Origin of the sequence: Gluconobacter potus, from assembly GCF_015244705.1 — a bacterium.
Taxonomy (GTDB): Bacteria; Pseudomonadota; Alphaproteobacteria; order Acetobacterales; family Acetobacteraceae; genus Gluconobacter; species Gluconobacter potus.
The window spans coordinates 78,654-99,638 of sequence record NZ_JABCQF010000008.1 but is presented as its reverse complement, the minus strand read 5'-3'; the positions used below and the strand labels follow the sequence as shown (position 1 = coordinate 99,638).

The 20,985-nt window shown below is 60.4% G+C and carries 21 protein-coding genes and 1 tRNA gene; 13 read left to right on the top strand and 9 right to left on the bottom strand.

Going from position 1 to position 20,985, the window contains the following annotated elements:
• Window positions 1-22: 22 nt before the first annotated feature.
• The 4 genes from HKD31_RS11950 to HKD31_RS11935 form a co-directional block, all read right to left on the bottom strand.
• Window positions 23-113 (bottom strand) — tRNA-Ser (locus HKD31_RS11950).
• 18 nt (window positions 114-131) lie between these two features.
• Window positions 132-788 carry a phosphoribosylanthranilate isomerase gene (locus tag HKD31_RS11945; protein WP_194265178.1) on the bottom strand — a complete coding sequence of 219 codons (657 nt, stop codon included), beginning with the start codon at window positions 786-788 and terminating at the stop codon, window positions 132-134.
• Complete coding sequence (gene pyrF, locus HKD31_RS11940; protein WP_194265179.1) at window positions 785-1,495, bottom strand: orotidine-5'-phosphate decarboxylase; 711 nt, start codon at window positions 1,493-1,495, stop codon at window positions 785-787. The genes HKD31_RS11945 and pyrF overlap by 4 nt, the downstream gene beginning before the upstream one ends.
• A gap of 8 nt (window positions 1,496-1,503) precedes the next feature.
• Complete coding sequence (locus HKD31_RS11935) at window positions 1,504-1,842, bottom strand: LapA family protein (RefSeq protein ID WP_024716887.1); 339 nt, start codon at window positions 1,840-1,842, stop codon at window positions 1,504-1,506.
• Window positions 1,843-2,306: 464 nt separating this feature from the next.
• Here HKD31_RS11935 and HKD31_RS11930 point away from each other — a divergent pair, with 464 nt between their 5' ends.
• From HKD31_RS11930 to HKD31_RS11910, 5 genes are read left to right on the top strand one after another with little or no spacing between them, the layout of a single operon-like run.
• The gene (locus HKD31_RS11930) at window positions 2,307-2,828 is read left to right on the top strand and encodes a protein-export chaperone SecB (protein ID WP_062497896.1); all 522 of its coding nucleotides are present in this window, start codon (window positions 2,307-2,309) and stop codon (window positions 2,826-2,828) included.
• Between the two features lie 54 nt (window positions 2,829-2,882).
• The gene (locus HKD31_RS11925; RefSeq protein ID WP_194265180.1) at window positions 2,883-5,975 is read left to right on the top strand and encodes a glycosyltransferase; all 3,093 of its coding nucleotides are present in this window, start codon (window positions 2,883-2,885) and stop codon (window positions 5,973-5,975) included.
• Between the two features lie 57 nt (window positions 5,976-6,032).
• Window positions 6,033-7,457: a M20/M25/M40 family metallo-hydrolase gene (locus HKD31_RS11920; RefSeq protein ID WP_228120602.1), complete on the top strand. Its 1,425-nt coding sequence runs from the start codon at window positions 6,033-6,035 to the stop codon at window positions 7,455-7,457.
• Window positions 7,458-7,459: 2 nt separating this feature from the next.
• Window positions 7,460-8,464, top strand: coding sequence for a 4-hydroxythreonine-4-phosphate dehydrogenase PdxA (gene pdxA / locus HKD31_RS11915; RefSeq protein ID WP_194265182.1), 1,005 nt, complete (start codon window positions 7,460-7,462; stop codon window positions 8,462-8,464).
• Window positions 8,461-9,159 (top strand): pyridoxine 5'-phosphate synthase, encoded by a 699-nt coding sequence (locus HKD31_RS11910; RefSeq protein ID WP_194265183.1) that lies wholly within the window; start codon window positions 8,461-8,463, stop codon window positions 9,157-9,159. The genes pdxA and HKD31_RS11910 overlap by 4 nt, the downstream gene beginning before the upstream one ends.
• Window positions 9,160-9,201: 42 nt before the next feature.
• Here the strand turns inward: HKD31_RS11910 and HKD31_RS11905 are convergent, their stop codons facing one another.
• Window positions 9,202-9,801 carry a hypothetical protein gene (locus HKD31_RS11905; RefSeq protein ID WP_062498183.1) on the bottom strand — a complete coding sequence of 200 codons (600 nt, stop codon included), beginning with the start codon at window positions 9,799-9,801 and terminating at the stop codon, window positions 9,202-9,204.
• A 187-nt stretch (window positions 9,802-9,988) separates the two neighbouring features.
• On the opposite strand from HKD31_RS11905, the gene HKD31_RS11900 reads away from it, so the two are divergent.
• Window positions 9,989-10,213 carry a DUF3126 family protein gene (locus HKD31_RS11900; RefSeq protein ID WP_011253749.1) on the top strand — a complete coding sequence of 75 codons (225 nt, stop codon included), beginning with the start codon at window positions 9,989-9,991 and terminating at the stop codon, window positions 10,211-10,213.
• Between the two features lie 21 nt (window positions 10,214-10,234).
• Here HKD31_RS11900 and HKD31_RS11895 read toward each other — a convergent pair whose 3' ends face one another.
• Window positions 10,235-10,756 carry a DUF2939 domain-containing protein gene (locus HKD31_RS11895; protein WP_062448183.1) on the bottom strand — a complete coding sequence of 174 codons (522 nt, stop codon included), beginning with the start codon at window positions 10,754-10,756 and terminating at the stop codon, window positions 10,235-10,237.
• A 101-nt stretch (window positions 10,757-10,857) separates the two neighbouring features.
• Between HKD31_RS11895 and HKD31_RS11890 the strand changes: the two genes are divergently transcribed.
• The 4 genes from HKD31_RS11890 to pyk all read left to right on the top strand — a co-directional run bounded on the left by HKD31_RS11890 (window position 10,858) and on the right by pyk (window position 14,477).
• A complete protein-coding gene (locus HKD31_RS11890; protein ID WP_194265184.1) occupies window positions 10,858-11,625 on the top strand; it encodes a HesA/MoeB/ThiF family protein in 768 nt (255 codons plus the stop codon).
• Complete coding sequence (locus tag HKD31_RS11885; protein WP_194265185.1) at window positions 11,625-12,002, top strand: DsrE family protein; 378 nt, start codon at window positions 11,625-11,627, stop codon at window positions 12,000-12,002. Before HKD31_RS11890 ends, HKD31_RS11885 begins: the two co-directional genes overlap by 1 nt.
• 84 nt (window positions 12,003-12,086) lie before the next feature.
• Window positions 12,087-13,022 (top strand): SH3 domain-containing protein, encoded by a 936-nt coding sequence (locus tag HKD31_RS11880; RefSeq protein WP_194265186.1) that lies wholly within the window; start codon window positions 12,087-12,089, stop codon window positions 13,020-13,022.
• A gap of 24 nt (window positions 13,023-13,046) precedes the next feature.
• Window positions 13,047-14,477, top strand: a complete 1,431-nt coding sequence (gene pyk / locus HKD31_RS11875; RefSeq protein ID WP_194265187.1) for a pyruvate kinase — start codon at window positions 13,047-13,049, stop codon at window positions 14,475-14,477.
• A 68-nt stretch (window positions 14,478-14,545) separates the two neighbouring features.
• Here pyk and HKD31_RS11870 read toward each other — a convergent pair whose 3' ends face one another.
• Window positions 14,546-15,427, bottom strand: coding sequence for a prephenate dehydrogenase/arogenate dehydrogenase family protein (locus HKD31_RS11870; RefSeq protein WP_194265188.1), 882 nt, complete (start codon window positions 15,425-15,427; stop codon window positions 14,546-14,548).
• Entirely contained in the window at window positions 15,424-16,605 is a 1,182-nt protein-coding gene (locus HKD31_RS11865; protein ID WP_194265247.1) for a lysylphosphatidylglycerol synthase domain-containing protein, read from the bottom strand. Before HKD31_RS11865 ends, HKD31_RS11870 begins: the two co-directional genes overlap by 4 nt.
• Window positions 16,606-16,739: 134 nt before the next feature.
• On the opposite strand from HKD31_RS11865, the gene hpnA reads away from it, so the two are divergent.
• From hpnA to hpnC, 3 genes are read left to right on the top strand one after another with little or no spacing between them, the layout of a single operon-like run.
• A complete protein-coding gene (gene hpnA, locus HKD31_RS11860; protein WP_194265189.1) occupies window positions 16,740-17,735 on the top strand; it encodes a hopanoid-associated sugar epimerase in 996 nt (331 codons plus the stop codon).
• Complete coding sequence (locus HKD31_RS11855) at window positions 17,735-18,877, top strand: glycosyltransferase (RefSeq protein ID WP_062458921.1); 1,143 nt, start codon at window positions 17,735-17,737, stop codon at window positions 18,875-18,877. The genes hpnA and HKD31_RS11855 overlap by 1 nt, the downstream gene beginning before the upstream one ends.
• Window positions 18,874-19,737 carry a squalene synthase HpnC gene (gene hpnC, locus HKD31_RS11850; RefSeq protein ID WP_194265190.1) on the top strand — a complete coding sequence of 288 codons (864 nt, stop codon included), beginning with the start codon at window positions 18,874-18,876 and terminating at the stop codon, window positions 19,735-19,737. The genes HKD31_RS11855 and hpnC overlap by 4 nt, the downstream gene beginning before the upstream one ends.
• Before the next feature lie 28 nt (window positions 19,738-19,765).
• On the opposite strand, the gene HKD31_RS11845 is transcribed toward hpnC, so the two are convergent.
• Entirely contained in the window at window positions 19,766-20,935 is a 1,170-nt protein-coding gene (locus HKD31_RS11845) for a pyridoxal phosphate-dependent aminotransferase (RefSeq protein ID WP_194265191.1), read from the bottom strand.
• Window positions 20,936-20,985 lie beyond the last annotated feature (50 nt).

Genomic DNA, 20,985 nt, shown 5'->3' with positions numbered 1-20,985 from the left:
GAGACTGATTGAGAAGGGTATCTGGCGGAGAGAGTGGGATTCGAACCCACGGTACGCTATTAACGTACACACGCTTTCCAAGCGTGCGCCTTAAGCCGCTCGGCCATCTCTCCTGTCGAGCGAGGCGGTGTTTACGAGAGCTTCGGCTTGAGATCAAGTGCCTTTCGGCTGTTCTGGACAAATTTTTCAATAAGTTCAGCGGATTTACAGCTAGGAGCGGATTCCACCCCCGAAGAAACGTCAACTGCCGGCGCCTGGCTTTCCTGGATTGCGCGTTGGACATTGCGGGGCGTCAGGCCGCCTGCGAGCATCCAGAATGAGGGAGCTGTCCAGTTCCGGGTCAAGGACCAGTCAAAAGTCCGGCCGAGGCCACCTGGACGGTGATCCTGTTCCTGTTTTGGGGCTTCGATGACATATCCTGCCATGTCTGGGTCTGTCGGTAGGTCCGAATGTCTGGCAATGCCGCACGCCTTCCAGACGGGACGTCCGAAGCGGGACTGGATTTCGGTTGCCCGTTCCGGGGTGTCATAGATCTGGAGAATATCCAGCGGGACAGTCCGCAGGACCTGCGCGATGAAGTCGTCATCGGATTTCACGAACAGACCGACCCGCAGAGGCCCACCTTCCTGGCCAGATGGTGCGCTCTCATGCAGGCGCAGGGCGTCATCAGCGGTTACAAACCGTGGCGAAGCGTCGCAGAATACGAACCCGACCCAGTCAACCTTCAGACGCGCACAAAGCGCCATCGTCTGGGTGTCACGAATTCCGCAGATCTTGATGCCGGTCATGCGCTGGCCAGTTCCTCCATGATGGCTCTGGCGGCCAGAACCGGATCTGAGGCTTTCGTGATGGGCCGCCCCACGACGATCCAGTCTGCTCCGGCTTGGGCAGCCTGTCGGGGCGTCATGATGCGCTTCTGGTCATCGGAAGCGCTGCCAGCAGGCCGGATGCCCGGCACGACCAGAACGGGATCGTCACCCAGGGCATCGCGTAGAGGCGCAATCTCATGCGCCGAACAGACCAGCCCGTCCGCACCAGCGCTGATGGCCAGTTTTCCAAGTCTGAGCACCTGTTCCTGGGGCGTGGCGTTGACGCCGATATCCAGCAGACCCTCAGCGTTCATGCTCGTCAGAACCGTAACGGCAAGCAGTTTCGGGCGTTTTGTGCCAGCGGGAAAAGCGCTCTCAAGAGCGTCCCGGGACCGGGCGATCATTTCGGAACCGCCACTGGCATGGATTGTCGTCAGGGCAGGTCTGAGCGGGGCGAGGGCAGACAGGCCCGATGCGACGGTGTGAGGAATGTCGTGCAGTTTCAGGTCCAGAAACAGTTCGTGCCCGGCCGATACGGTTTTTACCGCATCCAGTCCGCAGGCATAGGTAAACTCGAGACCCAGCTTGATGGCATTGACGTCATTTTTCAGGCTGTCGGCCCAGTGCTGGGCTGTAGAGCGGGATGCGGTATCGAGGGCTGCGATCAGTCGTGTGCGCCTGGACATGGTGGAGATCAGACCTTCTGTTCAGGCTGGACGGGAGTGGTGCCGGGAAGGGGGGAACCTGCTGGGTTCTGAAGACGGTCAAGACGCTGATGGAGTTCAACCAGCTGACTTTCCAGGGTGCGAACATGCTGCTCGGCGCGGCGGGCGCGCGAACGCTGCTGCATGTCACCGATCAGACCGATCAGGAAACCAAACAGGAGAGCGACCACGCCGACGCCCAGGACAAGGGTGCCAATGGACAGATGCCAGCCGAAGGAAACCAGCCAGATGGGTTCCAGATCCGTATTGCTCAGAGCAAAAACGATCAGGACCGCAAGAAGAATGACGAGAATGAGCAGTCTGAGCATGAACATGGTCCTATCGTGCTACCTGCAGCGCAACAAGACGTGCGGGCAGGAAGATTGATCCCTGTCAGCAGTCATGATGCCCAGTGCAGGCAGTATCATGCGCCAGTGCTGACATTGCGCCAGATGGCGATATCACCCTCAACGTATCACCGAAAGGGATTGCGGTGTCTGAAATCATCCCATGACGGTGACCACCTCCGGAAAATGCTGTCTTCCTGGCTGTTTTGGCAGACTGAAAACGAAAAGGTCCTGCCTGTCGGGCTGATGGGAAAAACACTCCATGCCTTTCACGGAACCAGAACCGATTGCGAGCGTCTGGAGCTTCAGGCTGAAAGATCACCGGATTTCGTCCCGCTAGTCAAAACGCAAACATCATGACAGAGTATAGGGCGCCACATTTCCTTGCATTTCAGTGCAGTATGAAATGTAGGAAATGATGATGACCGCATGAGGATGCAGACATAATGAGCCAAACATACGCCGACACCGTAACCGGCACTCCTGCCAGCCTGGATGTCTCTGATTCCCTGCCGTCCTCCTCATCTCTCATCATCGGTTCGCAATATCTCCGGACGTTGTCGATTGACGTACAGAATACCCCGGACGTGTACAGGGAACTGCCGTCGCAGCCTCATATCGGCATGATGGTTGATGTGACAGGCCGACAGCTCGGAGACCAGCCAACATTCGAGGTCAGTCTGGTTATCCGTGCACAGGGATTTGAGCGAGCGCCCACACAGGACGCCCCCAATCCGAAGGTACTGTATGAACTCAGTGTGGCGTATGCAGGACTGTTCGGTCTGACGGGGCGTATCCCGCAGGACGCGGTCGAACCCCTGTTGCTGGTTGAAGCACCGCGCTTCCTGTTTCCACCCGCACGCAGCGTCATGCTGAATACGGTTCGTGAAGCAGGATTCCCGTCTCCCAACATCCAGCCCATTGACTTCCATGAACTCTGGCAGAGCCGGCGCGCGCAGCAGCGTTAAACCTGACGCGACAGCTTTACCATTCCGTGTGCGCTCCCAGAGGATCCAGCGTTAATGAAAGATCATATCCTTGCATCTCCAGCCTTCGCGGGCGACCGGCCGCCCCTGTGGGCTGCGTTTGACGCTGAATGGTACCGCACACGCTATGGGCTGCGACTGCGGGAGGAAGCCAAGGAGAGCGGAGAGGCTGGCGAGCTTGATCTGAGTGACGAAGGGCTGGAGCAGCACTGGAAGAGCCGGGGCGCCAGGGCAGGGTTCTCTCCCAACCGTTTTTTTGATGAAGAATGGTATCTGCGCCAGAATCCGGATGTCCGGGAAGGCATCAGTCTGGGGATTTTTGACAGCGGTTTCCTTCATTACTGCGAAAGTGGCTTCCGGAGCCGCTCGCCGCACTGGCTTTTTTCCGAAGAAAATTATTTCAGCTGCAATCCTGACCTGAGCCCTCATGTTCTGGCATCACAGGGGTTCTGCAACGGTTATGATCATTATCTTGCGATCGGCGATCAGGAACATCGCAAGTCGCATGTGTTTTTCGATCCCGAAGTCTTTCGTGCCGCCAGCATGGCTGAACGGCAGCACTATGACTTTGCGATTGGCGATTTTGCCCAGTTCATCAGGTTTTCAATGGCCGGTCGCCGGCGCAGTTCTTGGTATTTCGACCCGCAATGGTATCTTGAGCGTTATCCGGATGTGGTGGACGCACTGGAGAACGGCAGATACCAGAGTCCGCTTCATCATTACCTGACCAATGGCAATCCCACAGCCTATGATCCCAATCCGTGGTTCAGCGAAGCCTTTTATGCTGCGCAGTATCCCGATGTTGGCAATATCGTGGGCCATGGAGGCTTCCGGAACGGCTATGAGCATTTCATCCGTTTCGGCATTGCCGAGAAACGACAGCCACAGGCTGGCGTCGATCTCGCCGGTTTCCTAGGTCAGAGCGGAACACAGCGCCAACTGCGCAGGCCGGATATTTCCGATATCTTCACACTCTGGGTCCAGTCCCAGAATAATCCTGTAAACGACGTTGTTGCTGACATTCCTGCAGAGCAATGCCAGCTTCTGGATCTCAAGCGGGCACAGACCCTCATTCCCTCACTGATCCGCGGGCCACTGGATTTCCGCCCGGTCACCATACCGGACGTAACGGTCATCCTGCCTGTTTCGAACCAGTTTCTGGAAACCCTTGCAACGCTTGCCGCCCTTCATGCGAACAGTGAGCGCAATCTTCAGATCATTCTGGTCGATGCGGGTTCCACGGATGAGACAGCCCAGATCGAAAGATTCGTTCGTGGAATTCACATTGTCCGCCCTCCTTACCGAACCACGCATGCCGAGCAGATCGGGCTCGGGCTTGAGCTTGCAAGGGCAGAGGTCATTCTGCTGCTGGCCGCAGGCGTACAGCCTTTTCCCGGCACCCTGAAGATTGCTCTTGAAGCCTTCGCGGACCCGGAAGTCTACGCCGTAGGCGGGCAGTCCCTGGGACTTGATGGACGGGTCCGGGAAGCCGGCAGCATCGTCTGGCGCAATGCGGCCTTTACACCCTTTGGGCAGGGATTACGGGCGAACGAACCTGAAATCGCGTTTCGGAGATGGGTAGACGCCTTTACCGGCGGCCTTCTGTTCTGTCGCCGGCTTCCGCTCCATGATCACAACCGGCTCAGTCCCGGCTGCATTGGCCCGGAAGCCGAAATGCTGGCGATCTGCCTGTCCCTGCGACAGGCGGGAGGCAAAATCCTTTATGATCCGGATGTGCTCGATCGGTCGGCTTCGGAACCGGGAATCGCGTCAGAACTGCGATCCCGCAATGAGGCCTGGCTGAAACGCCGCTTTGCAGGACTGCTCTCCAGGCAGCCATTGCCGGGAACAAGCCTCATGCGGGCCCGCTCCGCATCCGGAGCGCCCACCATCCTGTTCCTGTGTGAACGGCTGCCTCATGTCGTTCTGGGAACACCCTTTCTGCGCCACCGTGACATGATGATCGGGCTGAGCCAACTGGGATATCAGGTGACCGTTTTTCCGCTCGACGGCAGCCTTCATGACTGTGTCTCAACGGCACTGGATTTTCCGGCAGCCATCGAGTTGATGGACGATTGTGACCTGTCCGAGCTTCCGGATTTCCTGCGGGAGCGGGCGGGATGCTTCGATTACGTCTGGATTGGCGGCATGAAAACGCTCCAGCGTGCCGCGCCGATCCTGCAACAGCATCCCCAGTCACTGCCCAGACTTGGAATGGTCGCGGATATTCACGCAAGCCATGCCAGGGAGACCCATAACCGCCGGCTTGTCGGAGCAGTCAATAACCGGGAGCTGCTTTTTGATGATCTGGACCAGGATACTGACCAGGTCTGGATGACGCAGGCGGTAATTGCCGGAACGGAAACCGAGAAGGCCGATCTGGAAGTTCTTGGCCTCACCAATGTGCGTGTTCTTGGTGCACCGCCTGTTCCGACGACGCTTTCACCCGGATTTGGAGAACGCTCGGGCATCCTGCTTGTTCTGCCTGTTTTTGCCAGTGGCGATGTGATTCATGACGGTCTTCACTGGTTTATTCATGACGTCCTTTCAAAGCTGGATCGCGGTCTGCCGCCGGACGCAACCGTCCTTCTTGCGGGCCACAAGGCCGCCGGGGTCGATCTCTCCGCTTTCACGCGATATCGGCGACTGGAAGCCTTCCCGGAGGACGCCGATCTTGCCGCTCTCTACAGGTCACGCCGTATTCTCGTGGAGCCCACACGCGTTCTGCCGGCAATTCCACGGGAAGTTCTGGATGCCGCTGCGGCGGGGTTGCCTGCCGTTCTCTCCGAAACAGTCTGCCAGACACTGGGATGGGAAGACGGGAAGGATTGCCTGTCTGGCGGCTTCTGTGATCCGGACCGCTTCGCCCAGGCCGTGATCCGGCTGTATACGGACATGGATCTGTGGAATACGATAAGCCATGGAGTACAGGCCCGGATGGCAGAGGAGGCATCCAGTTCGAATTTTCATGATGGTCTCCGCGAGATCCTTTCCATCGCGGCAGGCACCACACCTCTTGCAGCTTCGACCGTAACGCCGCGTGCGCACAGGCTGTCCGAGACCGCTCCCGGTTTTGCTCCCGCGCCGATCCGTCTCCAGCCGCGCCGACTTACGACCGACGGCGATTGAAAGACCGGCTCTCCGGTCTGATTTTGGGTGACTGACACCCCGAACATGGAACACAAGATGACTGCCAATTCCGAGACACTTGATACCGTTCTCCAGGCCGTTGACACCCATCTGGATGCTTCGGTCTCACGCCTCTTCGAGCTTCTCCGTATTCCGAGCATCTCTACGCAGCCTGCCCATGCCGCCGACTGCCGGAAAGCTGCGGACTGGATGCGGAAGGAACTTGAACAGCTCGGGATGAAGGCAGAGATCCGCGACGTTCACTGGGCAGCCCCCGGGCATCCGATGGTCGTGGGTCATGATCAGGCACTGGACGATAGCGATGGCCAGCCGCATGTCCTGTTCTATGGTCATTACGATGTGCAGCCTACAGATCCGGAAGCGCTCTGGAATGCTCCTCCTTTCGATCCGCGACTGATCGAGGACGCTTCAGGTCGCAAGGTGATCGTTGCCCGCGGTGCGAGCGACGACAAGGGGCAGGTGATGACCTTCCTTGAAGCCTGCCGGGCCTGGAAAGAGGTCACGGGGGCACTTCCGGTCAAAGTGAGTGTTCTGCTTGAAGGCGAAGAGGAATGTGGCGGGGCGAACCTGTTCCCGTTCCTCAAGGAAAATGCCGCCGAACTCAAAGCGGATGTGGCGCTTGTGTGTGATACAGGCATGGCGGATCGCAGGACACCGGGCATTACGACGTCCCTGCGCGGCATGATGGCCGAGGAAGTGGTCATCCAGTGTGCTAGCCATGATCTGCATTCCGGTCTGTACGGCAATGCTGCCGCCAATCCGATTGCCGTTCTCTGCCAGGCCCTGGCGACGCTTCGGAACGCCGAGGGTGGCGTCACGCTGCCGGGTTTCTATGACGGCATCCAGGATCCGTCTCCTGCCACCCGGGCGCAGTGGAGCAGGCTTTTCCCCAATGACCGCTCCCTGCTGGAAGAGGCAGGACTGTCGGTTGCGGCAGGCGAGAAAGCCTATAGTGCGATCGAACAGACATGGTGTCGCCCGAGTTGTGAAATCAACGGCATCTCCGGCGGCTATGAAGGCGAGGGATTCAAGACCGTTCTTCCTGCCAAGGCCATGGCCAAGGTCTCGTTCCGGCTGGTTCCCGGTCAGGACCCGGACCGCATCCGCGAGGCTTTCCGCGCCCATATCCGCGCATCCCTGCCTTCCGACGCCCACGTCACATTCACGGCCCATGGCGGTTCTCCGGGCTTTGAAGTTTCCCGTGACAGCCGTTTTCTGGCACCAGCCCTGAAGGCCCTGAGTGATGAGTGGGGCGTGCCTGCCGCGACTGTCGGCTCGGGCGGCTCCATTCCTGTAGCCGGCGAAGTCCGCGATGCGCTGGGGCTGGATGCTCTGATGATCGGGTTTGCCCAGAATGACGACCGGATCCATTCCCCGAACGAGCAGTACGGGCTGGATTCCTTTCACAAGGGTATCCGTTCCTGGGTGCGCGTCCTTGCGGCGCTGGCAGACGCGGGCTGACGATGAAACACCCGCCACCGCTTGCACTGACGCTCGGGGATCCGGCGGGGATCGGCCCACAGCTTGCGGCAGAAGCCTGGCGGAGGCTGCGGCATTCAGGGGAAGGGACGTTCTTCTGGCTGGGTGATCCGCGTCTGGTTGAACGCGCCGTGCCCGTGACCTGCATCGCAACGCCGGAAGAGGCGGCGGCTGCCTTTGCTGACAGCCTGCCCGTTCTGCCAGTGCCGTGCGAAGTGGATGTCATTCCGGGCCAGCCTGATTCCCGGAATGCCACGGCGACGATCAGCAGTATCCGTCAGGCTGTTGAGTATGCCCTTGCGGGACGGGCAGGAGGGGTCGTGACGAACCCGATTGCCAAGCATGTTCTGGCTGCGGCCGGTTTTCCCTATCCGGGGCATACGGAATTTCTGGCAGCTCTATGTGACATGCCGGGAGAAGAGATCATGATGCTGGCCTCGCCCCAGCTCAGAGTCGTGCCGGTGACGGTTCATGTCTCGCTTCGGAACGCCCTGAATACGCTGACAACCGAACGCATCGTGCAGGTGGCGGAGATTGCCAATGCCGCGCTCAAACGTGACTTCGGGATCATGGCGCCGCGTCTTGCGATAGCGGGGCTGAACCCTCATGCTGGTGAGCATGGCATGATGGGCGATGAGGAAATCACCATCGTCCAGCCCGCGATCGATAGGCTCCGGGCACAGGGGATCGACTGTCGGGGACCGATGCCGCCGGACACGATGTTCAGCGCCAAGGCCCGGCCGTATTACGATGTGGCGATCTGCATGTATCATGATCAGGCGCTCATTCCGCTGAAGACGCTTGATATGGAAGAAGGCGTGAACGTGACGCTCGGGCTTCCGATCATCCGCACGTCGCCCGATCATGGGACGGCTTTTGATATCGCAGGCCCTGTGACGGAGACGTGCCGGGCGGATGTGTCCAGTCTTCTGGCGGCGATCCGGCTGGCTGGCGAAATGAGCGCTTATCGGGAAGGAAGAGGATCATGATCCGTCTTGGAGTGAACATCGATCACGTCGCCACGCTGCGCAATGCCAGAGGGGGCACGTTTCCGGACCCGGTGGCAGCGGCCGAACTGGCCATCGCCTCGGGTGCGGACGGGATTACGGCACATCTGCGGGAAGACAGGCGTCACATCCGCGATGCCGACATGCCGCGTCTCAGGGCACTTTCCGCGCCTCTGAACTTCGAGATGGCCGCGACGGACGAGATGGTCCGGATTGCCTGTAACCTTCGTCCCCATGCCTGCTGTCTGGTTCCTGAAAAACGGCAGGAAGTCACGACCGAGGGCGGTCTGGATGTCGTGGGACAGAGTGAGGCACTCAAGCCGAAAATCGCGCGACTGCGGGATGCTGGCATCCGGGTTTCACTGTTCATCGATCCCGAGGCGCGACAGATCGAAACCGCCGCAGCTCTGGAAGCGCCCGTTGTAGAGCTTCATACCGGAGCTTATGCTCTGGGCGGCAGTGATGAACTGGAGCGTCTGCGATCAGCGGCGGAGACGGTCGCAGCCTGTGGGCTCGAACTCCATGCCGGGCACGGACTGACTTACGACAATGTGGGCGCGATTGCGGGCCTGACAGGGCTTGCCGAACTGAATATTGGCCATTTTCTGATTGGAGAGGCTATTTTTGACGGGCTGGGACCGGTAGTCCGGAAAATGAAGAGCCTCATCAACCCCTGAAAGAAAAAGGCGGGATGCTGCCATCCCGCCTTACTTTGCGATTTACTTGACCGGTTGAATAACCGGCTGGGTGTCGTCTTTTGTGAAGTTCGGAACATATTTTCCTGACTGGTCGGAATATGTCGCCGAACCATTCTGGGGCGGCGTGCGGGGCGGATGGAAGCCCGAGACAGGACCAAAGGGCCCACCATTCACGCGACGCATCGTGGATTCACGCTGACGGGCACAACCGCGGGTAATAATGGAGCAGATGCCGTCCGTTCCGATATATTCGTCGTCATTGCCCGTGTAATGCACTTCCGAAACCCGGTCATGATCCATGCGAACAAGCATGCGACATGCCGTACCACCGCCACCGAACGCAGACTGGTAGATGCTGATGGCGGACTGGACGGGAATGAAGCCGGAATCGGCCGGCATGGTCGGAAGTGCCATGGTCCCGTCATACTGCCAGAGCTCGGTCGTATCGTTCAGCTTTTTTGTGCTGCCCGGAATACCGGCACAGGCCTGAAGATCGTAGCTGGTCATCCCGACCATTTCCAGCTGTGCCTTGTGAGCGCTGCGGGAATCGAAATAACCACACCCCGAAAGGGCTGCGGTAGCCGTCAGGGCAACGAACATACGTGTAAAAACGGGGCGCATCATGTCTCCTTTGCGCGTAAGGGAAGCAGACTGCAGACCCGGAACGATTCATGACGAACAGGTCACAATCAGATGTGAAGTGTCCTGTTTCTACATCAGCATCCCTGACGGGGATAGAGGAAGCGGGTTCCTTTGTTCCGGATGATGGGTTAGAGGGCAGTTCCCTTGCATCACAGGAATGCCACCAATGGCCGATATGACCCCATCCGAGGTGACACGCCTCCAGACCACGCTCCAGCGCCTGCTGGGCTCCCCGAAGCTCACGGTCAACAAGCCCAGCCGCAAGGGCATGAGCGTTGAACTGGCCGTTGCCGGAGAAGTCATCGGAACGGTTCACCGTGATGAGGACGAAGGCGAGGTCTCCTACGCCATCCACATCACGGTTCTGGAAGAAGACCTGCCGGCTGCCTGAAATCCCAGGCAGCGTTAAGCCTCAGGCAGCGTGAGCCGGGGCAGGCATTTCGAATCGCGTGATCTTCCAGCCCCAGTGCTCGAACTTCATGTGAAGGACGAATGGTGTCTGTCCCGGCTGATCCAGACTGGCCTCGAACTTTCCGGGGCTCACGAAATGGGCATGCATGGAATGCCACATTCCAAGCCAGTCTGACGTGGCGGGGCCATGCGGCATCACCTGATGCGCCGTAGTCATCAGGGTCGCGGGCGTCAGATGCGTATCGATGGCATTGGACACGACCTGTCCTGCAAATGAACTTCCGAATCCCGGCAGATCGTCATCGGCAGGAGCCGCGGGCGTAAACTGTTCCTTGAGGCAGTGCGTCAGCGCTGACCAGTCCACATGAGGCGCCAGGCGCGACGGATTGTTGCCGTTCATGGCCCGGTCGATATCCCACAGGGCGAGATAGGGCGACACCGCGTAGGCGGCCAGAACAGCGCCTGCACTGACACCAAGTCCCTGCCATGCGCGCGGCATGACTCTGCGAAAACCGTTTTTCATGATGACTTCTCTGCTCGGGTCCTGCGAGACACCAGGACAGTGTTGAACGACACCGACGCTAACGTCTTTCAAGAGTGAAAGTCAGCAATTATCATCATTTCATGGACATGAATTTTTCCGACCACGAGCTGGAACGGTATTCCCGCCACATTCTCCTGCCTCAGGTCGGGGCGATCGGCCAGGCGCGGCTTCGGGCGGCCTCAGTTCTGGTGGTCGGCGCGGGAGGGCTGGGGGCTCCCCTGCTTCAACAGCTCGCTGCGTCGGGAATCGGACGTATCGGGATCATGGACGATGACCGCGTCGATCTTAGCAATCTGCAGCGGCAGGTTCTCTATAGCACCGGCGATGTCGGGCAATTCAAGGTCGAGGCCGCGGAGAGGCGTTTGAGGGCGCTGAACCCGCTGATTACAGTCAGTCCGCATCCGGTTCGCGCGACGGAGACCACGCTGGATGCGCTTGTGCCGCAATATGATCTGGTCTGTGACGGAACCGACAACGTTGCCACACGCCTGGCCGTCTCCGATGCCTGCGTGCGCCATGGCCGTTCACTGGTGTCCGGGGCGGTGCAGGGATTTTCGGGACAGCTGGCCGTATTCAGGCCGCAGAAGGGAGGCCCCTGCTATCGGTGCCTGTTTCCCGAAGCCGCCCAGACAGAAGCGCCGAACTGCGGCATGTCCGGCGTGCTTGGCGCAGCGACGGGCGTCATGGGGAGCCTGATGGCGGTAGAAGTCATGCGGGAAATCATCGGACTGGAAGGAACGGACCAGACACGGGTGAGCCTTTGGGACGCGCTGTCGGGAACGATGGAGAGTTTCGTGTTGAAGCGTGATCCGACTTGCCAGATCCATCATGATGAGCGGGTAGCCTGATGACACAGCCCATGTTCCTGACGCTGGCCGACGATTCCTGGCAGCGGGCCCATTACGCACTTGTCGTTGCAGCGGGTTGCCTGTCGCTCGGACGCGATGTGACGATTTTTGCCGGCGGACGCAGCGTTCTGGCGCTGGCGCCGGACTGGCAGGGGCTTGAAGGCGTCATTGCGGACAGTGAGCTCGAGGCCCGTGGGATCGCGGGGTTCGGGGAGCTCCGGGAGGCGGTGCTGGATCTCGGCGCGACGGTCATGGCCTGTGAGGCCGGCCTCAGAATGGCCGGTCTGTCTGAAAAGGATCTGCTGGACGGGATCACGGTGCGGGGAATTGTCAGCTTTCTCGAACTGGCGGGAGACAATCCCATCCTTGCGCTGTAAGTTTCTACCCAAGACACGATTTTCGGACGTCTTTCCCGTTTTGATGACTTGCCCAAACCTTCGGCCCTTGGCAGGGATGCGCTCATGAGAATGTCAGTCTTCCCTCTGCGTCCCGCCAAAGGCCATTCCGCTCTTCTTCGCGCGCTGCTGGCAGGTACGGTCCTGCTTGCTGCTCCGGGCTTCGTGAGTTCCGATGCCTGGGCTGCCCATCATCACAAGAAGCATGGGGAGACGGCCGCGAAGGCTGCGGACAAGCATGCGTCGGCCAAAAAGCATCACAAGGCCGATGCGGCAAAAACCGCGTCACCGACTGCGAAGCACAAAGCGGCACATCATGCAGCTCTGAAGCATGCCGCTCCGGCGGTTGCTGCGGGCGCTGCCGCAACGGCGGCGGGTGCAGCAGCAGCGGATCAGCCTGCAACTCCGCCCGTTCCGCCAGTGCCTGAAAATACGGACAAAGGCAGCAACACCGGACTGCCGCTGCCGCGCTATGCCGCGCTCCGGGCCGACAAGGTCTATATGCGTCGCGGGCCGGGAGACCGGTATCCGATCGACTGGGTCTATCACCGCCGCGGACTGCCCGTGGAAATCGAGCGTGAATTCGATGTGTGGCGCCTTGTCGAGGATTCCGATGGCCAGAAGGGCTGGGTGCATCAGGCAACGCTCTATGGCAGCCGGACCTTTGTCATTCCGGGCCTGCCTCCCGAAGGCGTGAAAGCCCAGAACGGCGAGGCGAGCGCGCAGGAAGGCGACCATATCGGCAAGGCCGATGCCCGTATTCTCGCCCGTGTCGCCACTCAGGACGAGGCGCGGGCACATAAAAATGATGTGCTCCTCATGAGCCATCCGGAAGAAGATAGCACCGTCATCGCGGTGCTGCAGCAGGGAACGGTGGGCAACATCAAGCTGTGCCCCCAGAACTCCCAGTGGTGCCGCGTGAGTGTGAAGGGCTACGAGGGCTGGCTGCCCCGCCGTCTTTTCTGGGGGCTGCTCCCGGGTGAGACGATTCAACCAAACTGATTTTTTCGATCGAGGACGCCGTATATGACATCCAGTTCCCATTACCGCCGCACGCGGATCGTCGCGACTCTTGGGCCGGCCTCATCCTCACCCGAGATGATCCTTTCCCTGGCGCAGGCGGGCGTGAATGTCTTCCGGCTCAATTTCTCCCACGGCGCACATGAGGATCACGGCGAGCGCCATGCCGCCATCCGGGCCGCCGAGGAGAAGGTCGGGCATCCGCTGGCCATTCTGGCGGATCTTCAAGGACCGAAACTGCGTGTCGGCTTGTTCGAGAACGGTCCGGTAATCCTCGAGGAAGGCAAGCCGTTCCGCCTGGATCTGGACCGGACACCCGGTACGGTTTCGCGCGTCTGCCTGCCGCATCCGGAAATCATTTCCGCCGCCAAGCCGGGAAGCCATCTCCTGCTGGATGACGGCAAGCTCAAGCTGCGTGTCGTAAAGACGGGCGAGGGGTTCCTTGAGACGGTTGTGGTCGTGGGCGGAAAGCTCTCGGAGCGCAAGGGCGTCAATGTTCCCGACGTGACGCTGCCCATTCCGGCACTGACCGAGAAGGATCGCCGCGACTTTGACTTCGCACTGTCGCTGGGTGTGGATTTTGTGGCGCTCTCGTTCGTGCAGCGCCCCGAGGACGTGCAGGAAGCCCGCGAGATCGCGGCAGGTCGTGCAGCCATCGTGACCAAGCTTGAAAAGCCGCAGGCGATGGATGATCTGGCAGCCATCGTGCACCTGTCGGACGCGATCATGGTGGCGCGTGGCGACCTGGGCGTGGAACTGCCGCCCGAGGAAGTTCCGGTCGCACAGAAGCGCGCCATTGCCGAAGCCCGCAAGCAGTGCCGCCCGGTCATCGTCGCGACACAGATGCTTGAGAGCATGATCGAAAGCCCGACGCCGACGCGCGCCGAAGTGTCCGACGTCTCCAATGCCGTTTACGATGGCGCGGATGCCGTCATGCTGTCGGCGGAAAGTGCGGCAGGCAAGTACCCTGTCGAAGCTGTCTCGATGATGGTGCGGATTGCTGAGCGCGTGGAGCAGGACACCGAGTGGCGTCTCCGTATGGACCGTCTGCGCCCGGCACCGGATGAAACCGTCCAGAGCGCGATCGTTCAGGCCGCCTGGCAGGTCAGCCGCACGCTTCATGCCGGCGCCATCGCATGCCGGACCCGGAGTGGAGCAGGGGCCATGCGCCTGTCCCGTGAGCGGCCGCATTGTCCGATTATTGCCCTAACGCCCGAACTGTGGGTTGCACGCCGGCTGTGCGTTGTATGGGGCGTCTTTCCGCATCTGATCAACAGCGAACAGAGCACTCAGGGCATCGAGCCTCTGGCCGGTCCTGTTGCCGAACTCGCACGCAACATGGGTTTCTGCAAAACCGGGGATCGGGTTCTGATCCTGGCCGGCCTGCCTTCGGGTCATTCCGGCAGCACGAACACCCTGCGCGTCATTACAGCCTGAACATGCCAGCGACTGCCGGGCGTTCGCCCAGCAGTCGCTTATGTCTGAGTAGTTCAGCTCAGCAGGATTCAGGCCTGACGGTTTTCGATCAGGGTCCGGCGGATGGCGCGCCCGCGCTCGATCCGGCTCGTGATGGCCGCTTCGTCACCGATACGGATTGCATCGGCCATTGCCTGCGTGTCAGCCACGAACTTGTCGAGCGTCCCCAGCAGCGCTTCCTTGTTGGCCAGGAAGATATCCCGCCACATGACCGGGTCCGACGCCGCAATCCGTGTAAAATCACGAAAGCCCGACGCGGCATAATCCAGGACGGCCGCGCGGATTTCATCGGCCAGGTTGTCTGCGGTATCGCAGATCGTAAAGGCGAGGAGATGCGGCAGGTGGCTGACCATGGCGCAGATCCTGTCGTGCTTTTCATCAGACAGGATTTTCGTGCGCGCTCCGCACAACGTCCAGAGCTGTTCGATCGTGTTCACAGCCTTCGGATCCGCGCCTTCAGGCGGAACGAGCAGGGCCCAGCGGTCTTCGAACAGGGTCGAAAATCCTGCATCCGGCCCTGAATGTTCAGTTCCAGCCATCGGGTGGCCGGGAACATACGCCACGTTTTCAGGCAGGATCGCCGCCAGTGTCGGGCCGAGTTGTCCACGAACGGAGGCCACATCCGTCAGAATGCTGCCAGGTTTCATAAACGGGAGCACCTGACGGGCGACCTGTTCCACCGCACCAACAGGAACGCAGATCATGACGCAGTCTGCCTGCGCCGCGACGGCAGGATCGGACGTCATGATATCCGCAATGCCCAGCTCCCGGACCCGTTCGAGAACGGCGGGGTTTGAGTCGGCGGCGATCAGGGTTTCGGCAATTGCCCCTGTTTCACGGGCCCGGCGCAGAACGGACGAGCCGATCAGCCCCGGGCCGATGACCGAGAGAGACCTGAAAAGAGGTGTCATAGAACTCTGGGAGCCGTCGCGAAGGGGGTGTCCTCGGTTTTCTTGCCGTCCCGGGACGTGGCCTCTTTCTTGATGTTACCGGCAAGGGCAGTCACAGCGGGGGGAATGACGGTCTTGCGGGCGGAAGCCGGAGAAGGAGCCGGCGTGCTTTTGCTTACTTCCGCAGAAGGCGCATGACGCAGCCGACGCATTTCCACAATCTGCCAGACTAGCAGGACCGGAATACCGATCAGGATGTCCCGTCCGCGGCGCAGCAGGGAAAGGCTGAGCGAGATTTCGGCATCGATGCCGAAAATCATGCCCAGCGCGACGTAGGCGGCTTCCTGCACACCAAGAGCGCCCGGCACAAGAAAACCGGCCGACATGATGCCACAAACCACGCCTTCGATTGCGACCGAGGAGAAAAATCCGACATGGGCGCCGAGCAGTTGGAGGGCCAGCCACGTCATGGCTGCACTGCCCATCCAGCATAGCAGATGGCAGAATGCGCCGAGGGAAATCCTGTCCGGCCGGCTCCAGAGACTTTCGAGTCGTAACTGGAAGGTCTCCGTATTGCCGATCAGGGAATCGCGCCATTCCGCGGCAATGTGCTTCCCGAGGAACGCCGCAGCCTTGCGGACCATCACTCCGCCACGCTGCTGGGTCCAGATGAAGCCGGCGATTCCAAGGCTCAGCAGAACCATGCCACCGATGAGCGGCCAGACAAATCGTGAGGCCCCGTGATGGCCGATCAGGCAGAGAAGGGCGATCAGGACGAAGGCGATCTGCCCCAGAACCTCAGTCGTGATGTCCACCAGATTTGCGGCGACACCTTCGGGCCAGTGCAGTTCTTCTCCCTTGACGGTGCGGGGATCCACACCGGCCAGCGTGGCGCGGACACCAATGACCATGCCACCGAGCTGCGAGAAGGGGAGGCATGCCCCTGCGCTGTCACGGACCAGACGCGCTCCCATGAGGCGCCGCACGCTCAGCAGCGGCACCGCCGCATGCCACGCAACGCCGAGCCCCATGTCGATCAGAAGCTGGCAGGCCGCGAGAAGCAGGAAGCCACCAACACCAACTTTTGAAAGTGCTTCCATGACGGGATGAATACCCGCCTTGGCCGCAATGAAGGTGAAAAGGGCCACCCCGAGAAGGGAAAGCAGAACAGGGAGAGTTTTTTTCAACGTCTTCGTCACATACCGTTTGGACACGCTCTATCGCACACAGGGTGAATATTCCACCCTTTCAGACGCTTTCCCCGAAAAGCCGGGGGGATTATGCTGTCATAAATTGCAACCATCTGCTGATGACCCAAGGAGACTCTGCCACCATGAACGATGTCACACTCGTTACGGGGGCTACGGGGTTTGTCGGCTCTGCCGTCGCCCGCGTCCTAGAAGAACGCGGCCACCGCCTGAGGCTTCTCGTCCGGCCGACATCCGACCGTTCAAATATTGCTGAGCTGAACGCGGAACTTGCCGTTGGTGACCTTTCCGATCCTGACACGCTCGCTCCGGCGCTGAAGGGCGTCAAAATCCTGTTCCACGTTGCTGCCGATTACCGACTCTGGGTTCCTGATCCGGAAACCATGATGAAGGCCAATGTGGAAGGCACCCGCAACCTGATGCTGGCCGCCCTCGAGGCTGGCGTGGAAAAAATCATTTACTGTTCGTCGGTTGCGGCCCTGGGGCTGCGAAGCGACGGTGTGCCGGCAGACGAAACCACGCCGGTTTCCGAAAGCCAGGTCATCGGGATCTACAAGCTTTCGAAGTACCGTGCGGAACAGGAAGTCCTTCGTCTGGTCCTCGAGAAGAACCTGCCGGCGATCATCGTGAACCCCTCGACGCCAGTCGGGCCGCGGGACATCAAGCCGACGCCCACGGGCCAGATGATCCTCGACTGTGCCAGCGGAAACATGCCGGCCTATGTCGAGACCGGGCTGAACATCGTTCATGTCGATGACGTCGCCGAAGGTCATGCCCTTGCACTGGAGCGGGGGAAGATCGGCGAGAAATACATTCTCGGCGGTGAGAACATCATGCTGGGCGACCTGTTCCGCATGGTCAGCCAGATTGCCGGGGTGAAACCTCCTGCCGTCAAGCTCAAGCAGTCCTGGCTCTATCCCGTGGCGCTTGTGTCCGAATGGCTGGCCCGCGGGTTCGGCATCGAGCCGCGCGTCACGCGTGAGACGCTGGCCATGTCCAAGAAACTGATGTTCTTCTCGTCCGACAAGGCGAAGAAAGAACTCGGATATGCCCCACGCCCGGCCCGCGATGCCGTAACAGATGCCATCGCCTGGTTCCGTCAGCACGGACGGATGAAATAATGCTGTTCGGAACTGCACTGACCAGCCTGGGAGCCTGGATCTATCTTTCGCTGTTCCATGGGAAATTCTGGCAGAAAGGCCCCATTCTCGCCCAGAAGCCCACGCCGGTCTGCGCACCGGACGTGGCGGTGGTCGTCCCCGCCCGGGACGAGGCGGACTCCATTCGTGAGTGCCTGACATCCCTTCTGGAACAGGATTATGACGGGAAACTGTCCGTCATCCTGGTCGATGACGAGAGCACGGACGGGACCGGCGACATTGCACGCGCGCTGCCTGATCCGCATCACCGCCTGACCGTCATTTCGGGCCAGAAGCGCCCTGCCGGATGGAGTGGCAAGCTGTGGGCGGTCCATCAGGGAGAGCAGGAAGCCCTGACGCGGATCGGCCCTTATGGCTACATCCTGCTGACAGACGCGGACATCATGCATGCCCCGGGCCATCTTTCCTCTCTGGTCGCCAAGGCCCGGGAAGATGATCTGGATCTTGTCTCGGAAATGGTGGCGCTGAACTGCGAGAGCACTGCAGAGCGTTTCCTGGTTCCGGCGTTCGTCTATTTCTTTGCGATGCTCTATCCGTTTTCGCGGATTGCGAGCGAACATTCGCGGATCGCAGGTGCGGCTGGCGGGACCATCCTTCTGCGGCGTCGGGCGCTGGAGCGGATCGGGGGGATCAGTGCCCTGCGCGGCGCCCTGATCGACGATTGCACACTGGCTGCACATGTAAAGCGTTCGGGTGGCCGGCTCTATCTGGGGCACAGTGCCCTGGCGTGGTCCGTACGGCCGTATCGCGGCATGAAGGACGTGTGGCACATGATCGCCCGGACGGCTTATGTGCAGTTGCGCTATTCGCCGGTCCTGCTGCTTGCAACGATCATCGGGATGGCGACGATCTGGCTTCTGCCGGTGGCACTCGCCCTGTTCGGCAAGGGGCGGGAACGACGGGTCGGGCTTCTGACCTATCTGCTGTCCTGCCTGACATTCGTACCGACGCTCCGCCGCTTTGGCCTGCCACTATGGCGTGCCATTCCCCTTCCGCTGGTTGCGGCCTTCTATATGGCGGCAACCATCGGCTCGGCCCTCGATCACCACCGCGGGGTCGGCGTGCGCTGGAAAAATCGTTCCTACACGGATGAAACATCGTGACAGACAGCATCTGGGGGACGAAAGACGTCACCTCTGCCAAAGGCAAATCCGACGAGAACTTTCCCGTCGGTTCCTTCCTGATCGCTCCACGGCTCCGGCCTTACGTCCATACCTATTATAATTTTGCGCGTGTCGCGGATGACATGGTGGACACGACAGAGCTGACGCCTGCCGAAAAAATTGCACGGCTCAGGGGTATGGCGGCGGTCATCCGGGGCGAAATCAGCGCACCTCCGCGCGCTGACGCACAGACTGCCGTCAAGCTGCGCGAAGTGCTCCTTCAGACGGGCGTTCCGCTGGAAACGGCGACGGATCTTCTCGAAGCGTTCTGCATGGATGCGGAAAAGACCCGCTACGAGAGCTGGGACGAGCTGCTGCATTACTGCAAATATTCAGCAAACCCCGTCGGCCGCTTCCTGCTCCTGTTGCATGGTGAGGCAGAGGAGACGCTCGCGCCTTCCGATGCCCTGTGTTCCGCGCTTCAGGTCGTCAATCATCTTCAGGACGTTGCGGACGATCTGAAGGTCCTCGACCGGTGCTATGTGCCGCTGCCGTGGCTGGAAGAAGAGGGCGTCTGTCTGGATGACCTGCGTCTGGTGCGCAGCAAGCCGGGAGTGCGCCGCGTGTTCGACCGGATGCTGGATGGTGTGGACGTGCTCAACAGAAATGCCCGGATCCTGCCGCACCTGATCCGGGATCGCCGGATGCGACTGGAAGCGGCCGTCATTGTGGAACTGTGCCACATTCTGGCAGCACGTCTGCGTCGTCAGGACCCACTGCTGGAGCGTGTGGCCCTGACGAAGACGGATGGGGCGAAGGCCCTGTTCCGGGCGCTGCGTTATTTCCCTGCCGCCAGCTGAGACGGAACGGCAGGGAGACTGGATCGGATCAGGCGATGATCCGGTCCAGTGCCGTACAGAAGATCTTCATTTCATCCATGGAACCGACGGTAATCCGGGAGGCATTCGGCCAGACGGGCCAGGAGCGTCCGATCACGACTTTCTGCTGCAGAAACGCATCCTTGATCGGCTCTGCCGGTTTCTTCCAGTCAATGACGAACATGTTCGCATCCGACGGAATGAAATGGATGCCACGCTTGCGCAGATGCTGGAACGTCATGTTCCGGGCTGCAATCATTTCCTGACGACGGGCAGCGATGGCTGATTTCATGGTCAGGCTCATCGTGCCACAGGCCATGGCCGGGACCGGCAGCATCGCGGTCGCGCTCTTGCCGTCATAACGCATCATGGCTTCATGCAGATCGGGTCTGGCGAATGTCAGGCCAAGACGCATGCCCGCCATGGCGAACATCTTGGAGAAGGTCCGCAGAACGACCACGTCCTTGTTCTTGGCGACCATTTCCACGGCGCTCGGCGCTTCTGAAAAGTGGATATAGGCTTCATCGACCAGAACGACAGAGCCCTTCGGCTTGTGCTCGACCAGCCATGCGATGTCGCGCAGAGGCGTGAGCGTCCCGGTCGGATTGTTCGGAGAGCAGATGTAGTAGACGCCGGCATTGGGGTCGGCCGCCAGCATGGCGCGGACGTCGGTGCGATAGCCGCCCTTGGCGGACAGCGGCACGCGGGCGAGGGGGATCTTCAGCCAGTCAGCAGCCACCCAGCCGGCTTCATAGCTCGGATCTGCCGTGACAAGCCCACGGGCGGGCGAGCAGAACGTGACAATCGCGCGGGCGAGAGGATCGGACGAGCCGCACCATGTCATGACATGGCTCTCGGGAAGTCCTTCCACGTCAGAAGCAGCCTTGACCAGATCATCGCGCATGTGGCCGGTCGGGTCGTAGCGGTTGCTCTGGAAAACGGAAGAAGCACCGGCCTGCGCGGCTTCCGGGAAGGGGCCTGTCCAGCATTCATTGCTACCCAGACGGGTCATCCCTTCAAAGTTGATGCCTGACGGGAGAATGGCGGCATGCGCGGACTTCGTCAGGGCATGAACGGTCGCGCCCGCTGCCAGAAGCGTGGCGATCCGTCCGAAACTGCGGCGGGAGTAGCCCCGCGCCAGAAGGTCGCTGCGGGCGGCGGGAGAGAGGGAACTGGTCATTGTGGGCCATACTCCAGACTAAGGCCAGAACATGTTAGTTCCGAAACGTT

What these genes read in the sequence shown, in the direction of transcription:
- HKD31_RS11905 (WP_062498183.1), bottom strand. Translation starts at nt 9,801, where the DNA reads ATGCGCCCCGTTTTTACACGTATGTTCGTTGCCCTGACGGCTACCGCA.
- HKD31_RS11885 (WP_194265185.1), top strand. Translation starts at nt 11,625, where the DNA reads ATGACACAGCCCATGTTCCTGACGCTGGCCGACGATTCCTGGCAGCGG.
- HKD31_RS11870 (WP_194265188.1), bottom strand. Translation starts at nt 15,427, where the DNA reads ATGACACCTCTTTTCAGGTCTCTCTCGGTCATCGGCCCGGGGCTGATC.
- HKD31_RS11945 (WP_194265178.1), bottom strand. Translation starts at nt 788, where the DNA reads ATGACCGGCATCAAGATCTGCGGAATTCGTGACACCCAGACGATGGCG.
- HKD31_RS11910 (WP_194265183.1), top strand. Translation starts at nt 8,461, where the DNA reads ATGATCCGTCTTGGAGTGAACATCGATCACGTCGCCACGCTGCGCAAT.
- HKD31_RS11920 (WP_228120602.1), top strand. Translation starts at nt 6,033, where the DNA reads ATGACTGCCAATTCCGAGACACTTGATACCGTTCTCCAGGCCGTTGAC.
- hpnA (WP_194265189.1), top strand. Translation starts at nt 16,740, where the DNA reads ATGAACGATGTCACACTCGTTACGGGGGCTACGGGGTTTGTCGGCTCT.
- pdxA (WP_194265182.1), top strand. Translation starts at nt 7,460, where the DNA reads ATGAAACACCCGCCACCGCTTGCACTGACGCTCGGGGATCCGGCGGGG.
- HKD31_RS11900 (WP_011253749.1), top strand. Translation starts at nt 9,989, where the DNA reads ATGGCCGATATGACCCCATCCGAGGTGACACGCCTCCAGACCACGCTC.
- HKD31_RS11930 (WP_062497896.1), top strand. Translation starts at nt 2,307, where the DNA reads ATGAGCCAAACATACGCCGACACCGTAACCGGCACTCCTGCCAGCCTG.
- pyrF (WP_194265179.1), bottom strand. Translation starts at nt 1,495, where the DNA reads ATGTCCAGGCGCACACGACTGATCGCAGCCCTCGATACCGCATCCCGC.
- pyk (WP_194265187.1), top strand. Translation starts at nt 13,047, where the DNA reads ATGACATCCAGTTCCCATTACCGCCGCACGCGGATCGTCGCGACTCTT.
- HKD31_RS11890 (WP_194265184.1), top strand. Translation starts at nt 10,858, where the DNA reads ATGGACATGAATTTTTCCGACCACGAGCTGGAACGGTATTCCCGCCAC.
- HKD31_RS11855 (WP_062458921.1), top strand. Translation starts at nt 17,735, where the DNA reads ATGCTGTTCGGAACTGCACTGACCAGCCTGGGAGCCTGGATCTATCTT.
- HKD31_RS11880 (WP_194265186.1), top strand. Translation starts at nt 12,087, where the DNA reads ATGAGAATGTCAGTCTTCCCTCTGCGTCCCGCCAAAGGCCATTCCGCT.
- HKD31_RS11925 (WP_194265180.1), top strand. Translation starts at nt 2,883, where the DNA reads ATGAAAGATCATATCCTTGCATCTCCAGCCTTCGCGGGCGACCGGCCG.
- HKD31_RS11895 (WP_062448183.1), bottom strand. Translation starts at nt 10,756, where the DNA reads ATGAAAAACGGTTTTCGCAGAGTCATGCCGCGCGCATGGCAGGGACTT.
- HKD31_RS11845 (WP_194265191.1), bottom strand. Translation starts at nt 20,935, where the DNA reads ATGACCAGTTCCCTCTCTCCCGCCGCCCGCAGCGACCTTCTGGCGCGG.
- HKD31_RS11935 (WP_024716887.1), bottom strand. Translation starts at nt 1,842, where the DNA reads ATGCTCAGACTGCTCATTCTCGTCATTCTTCTTGCGGTCCTGATCGTT.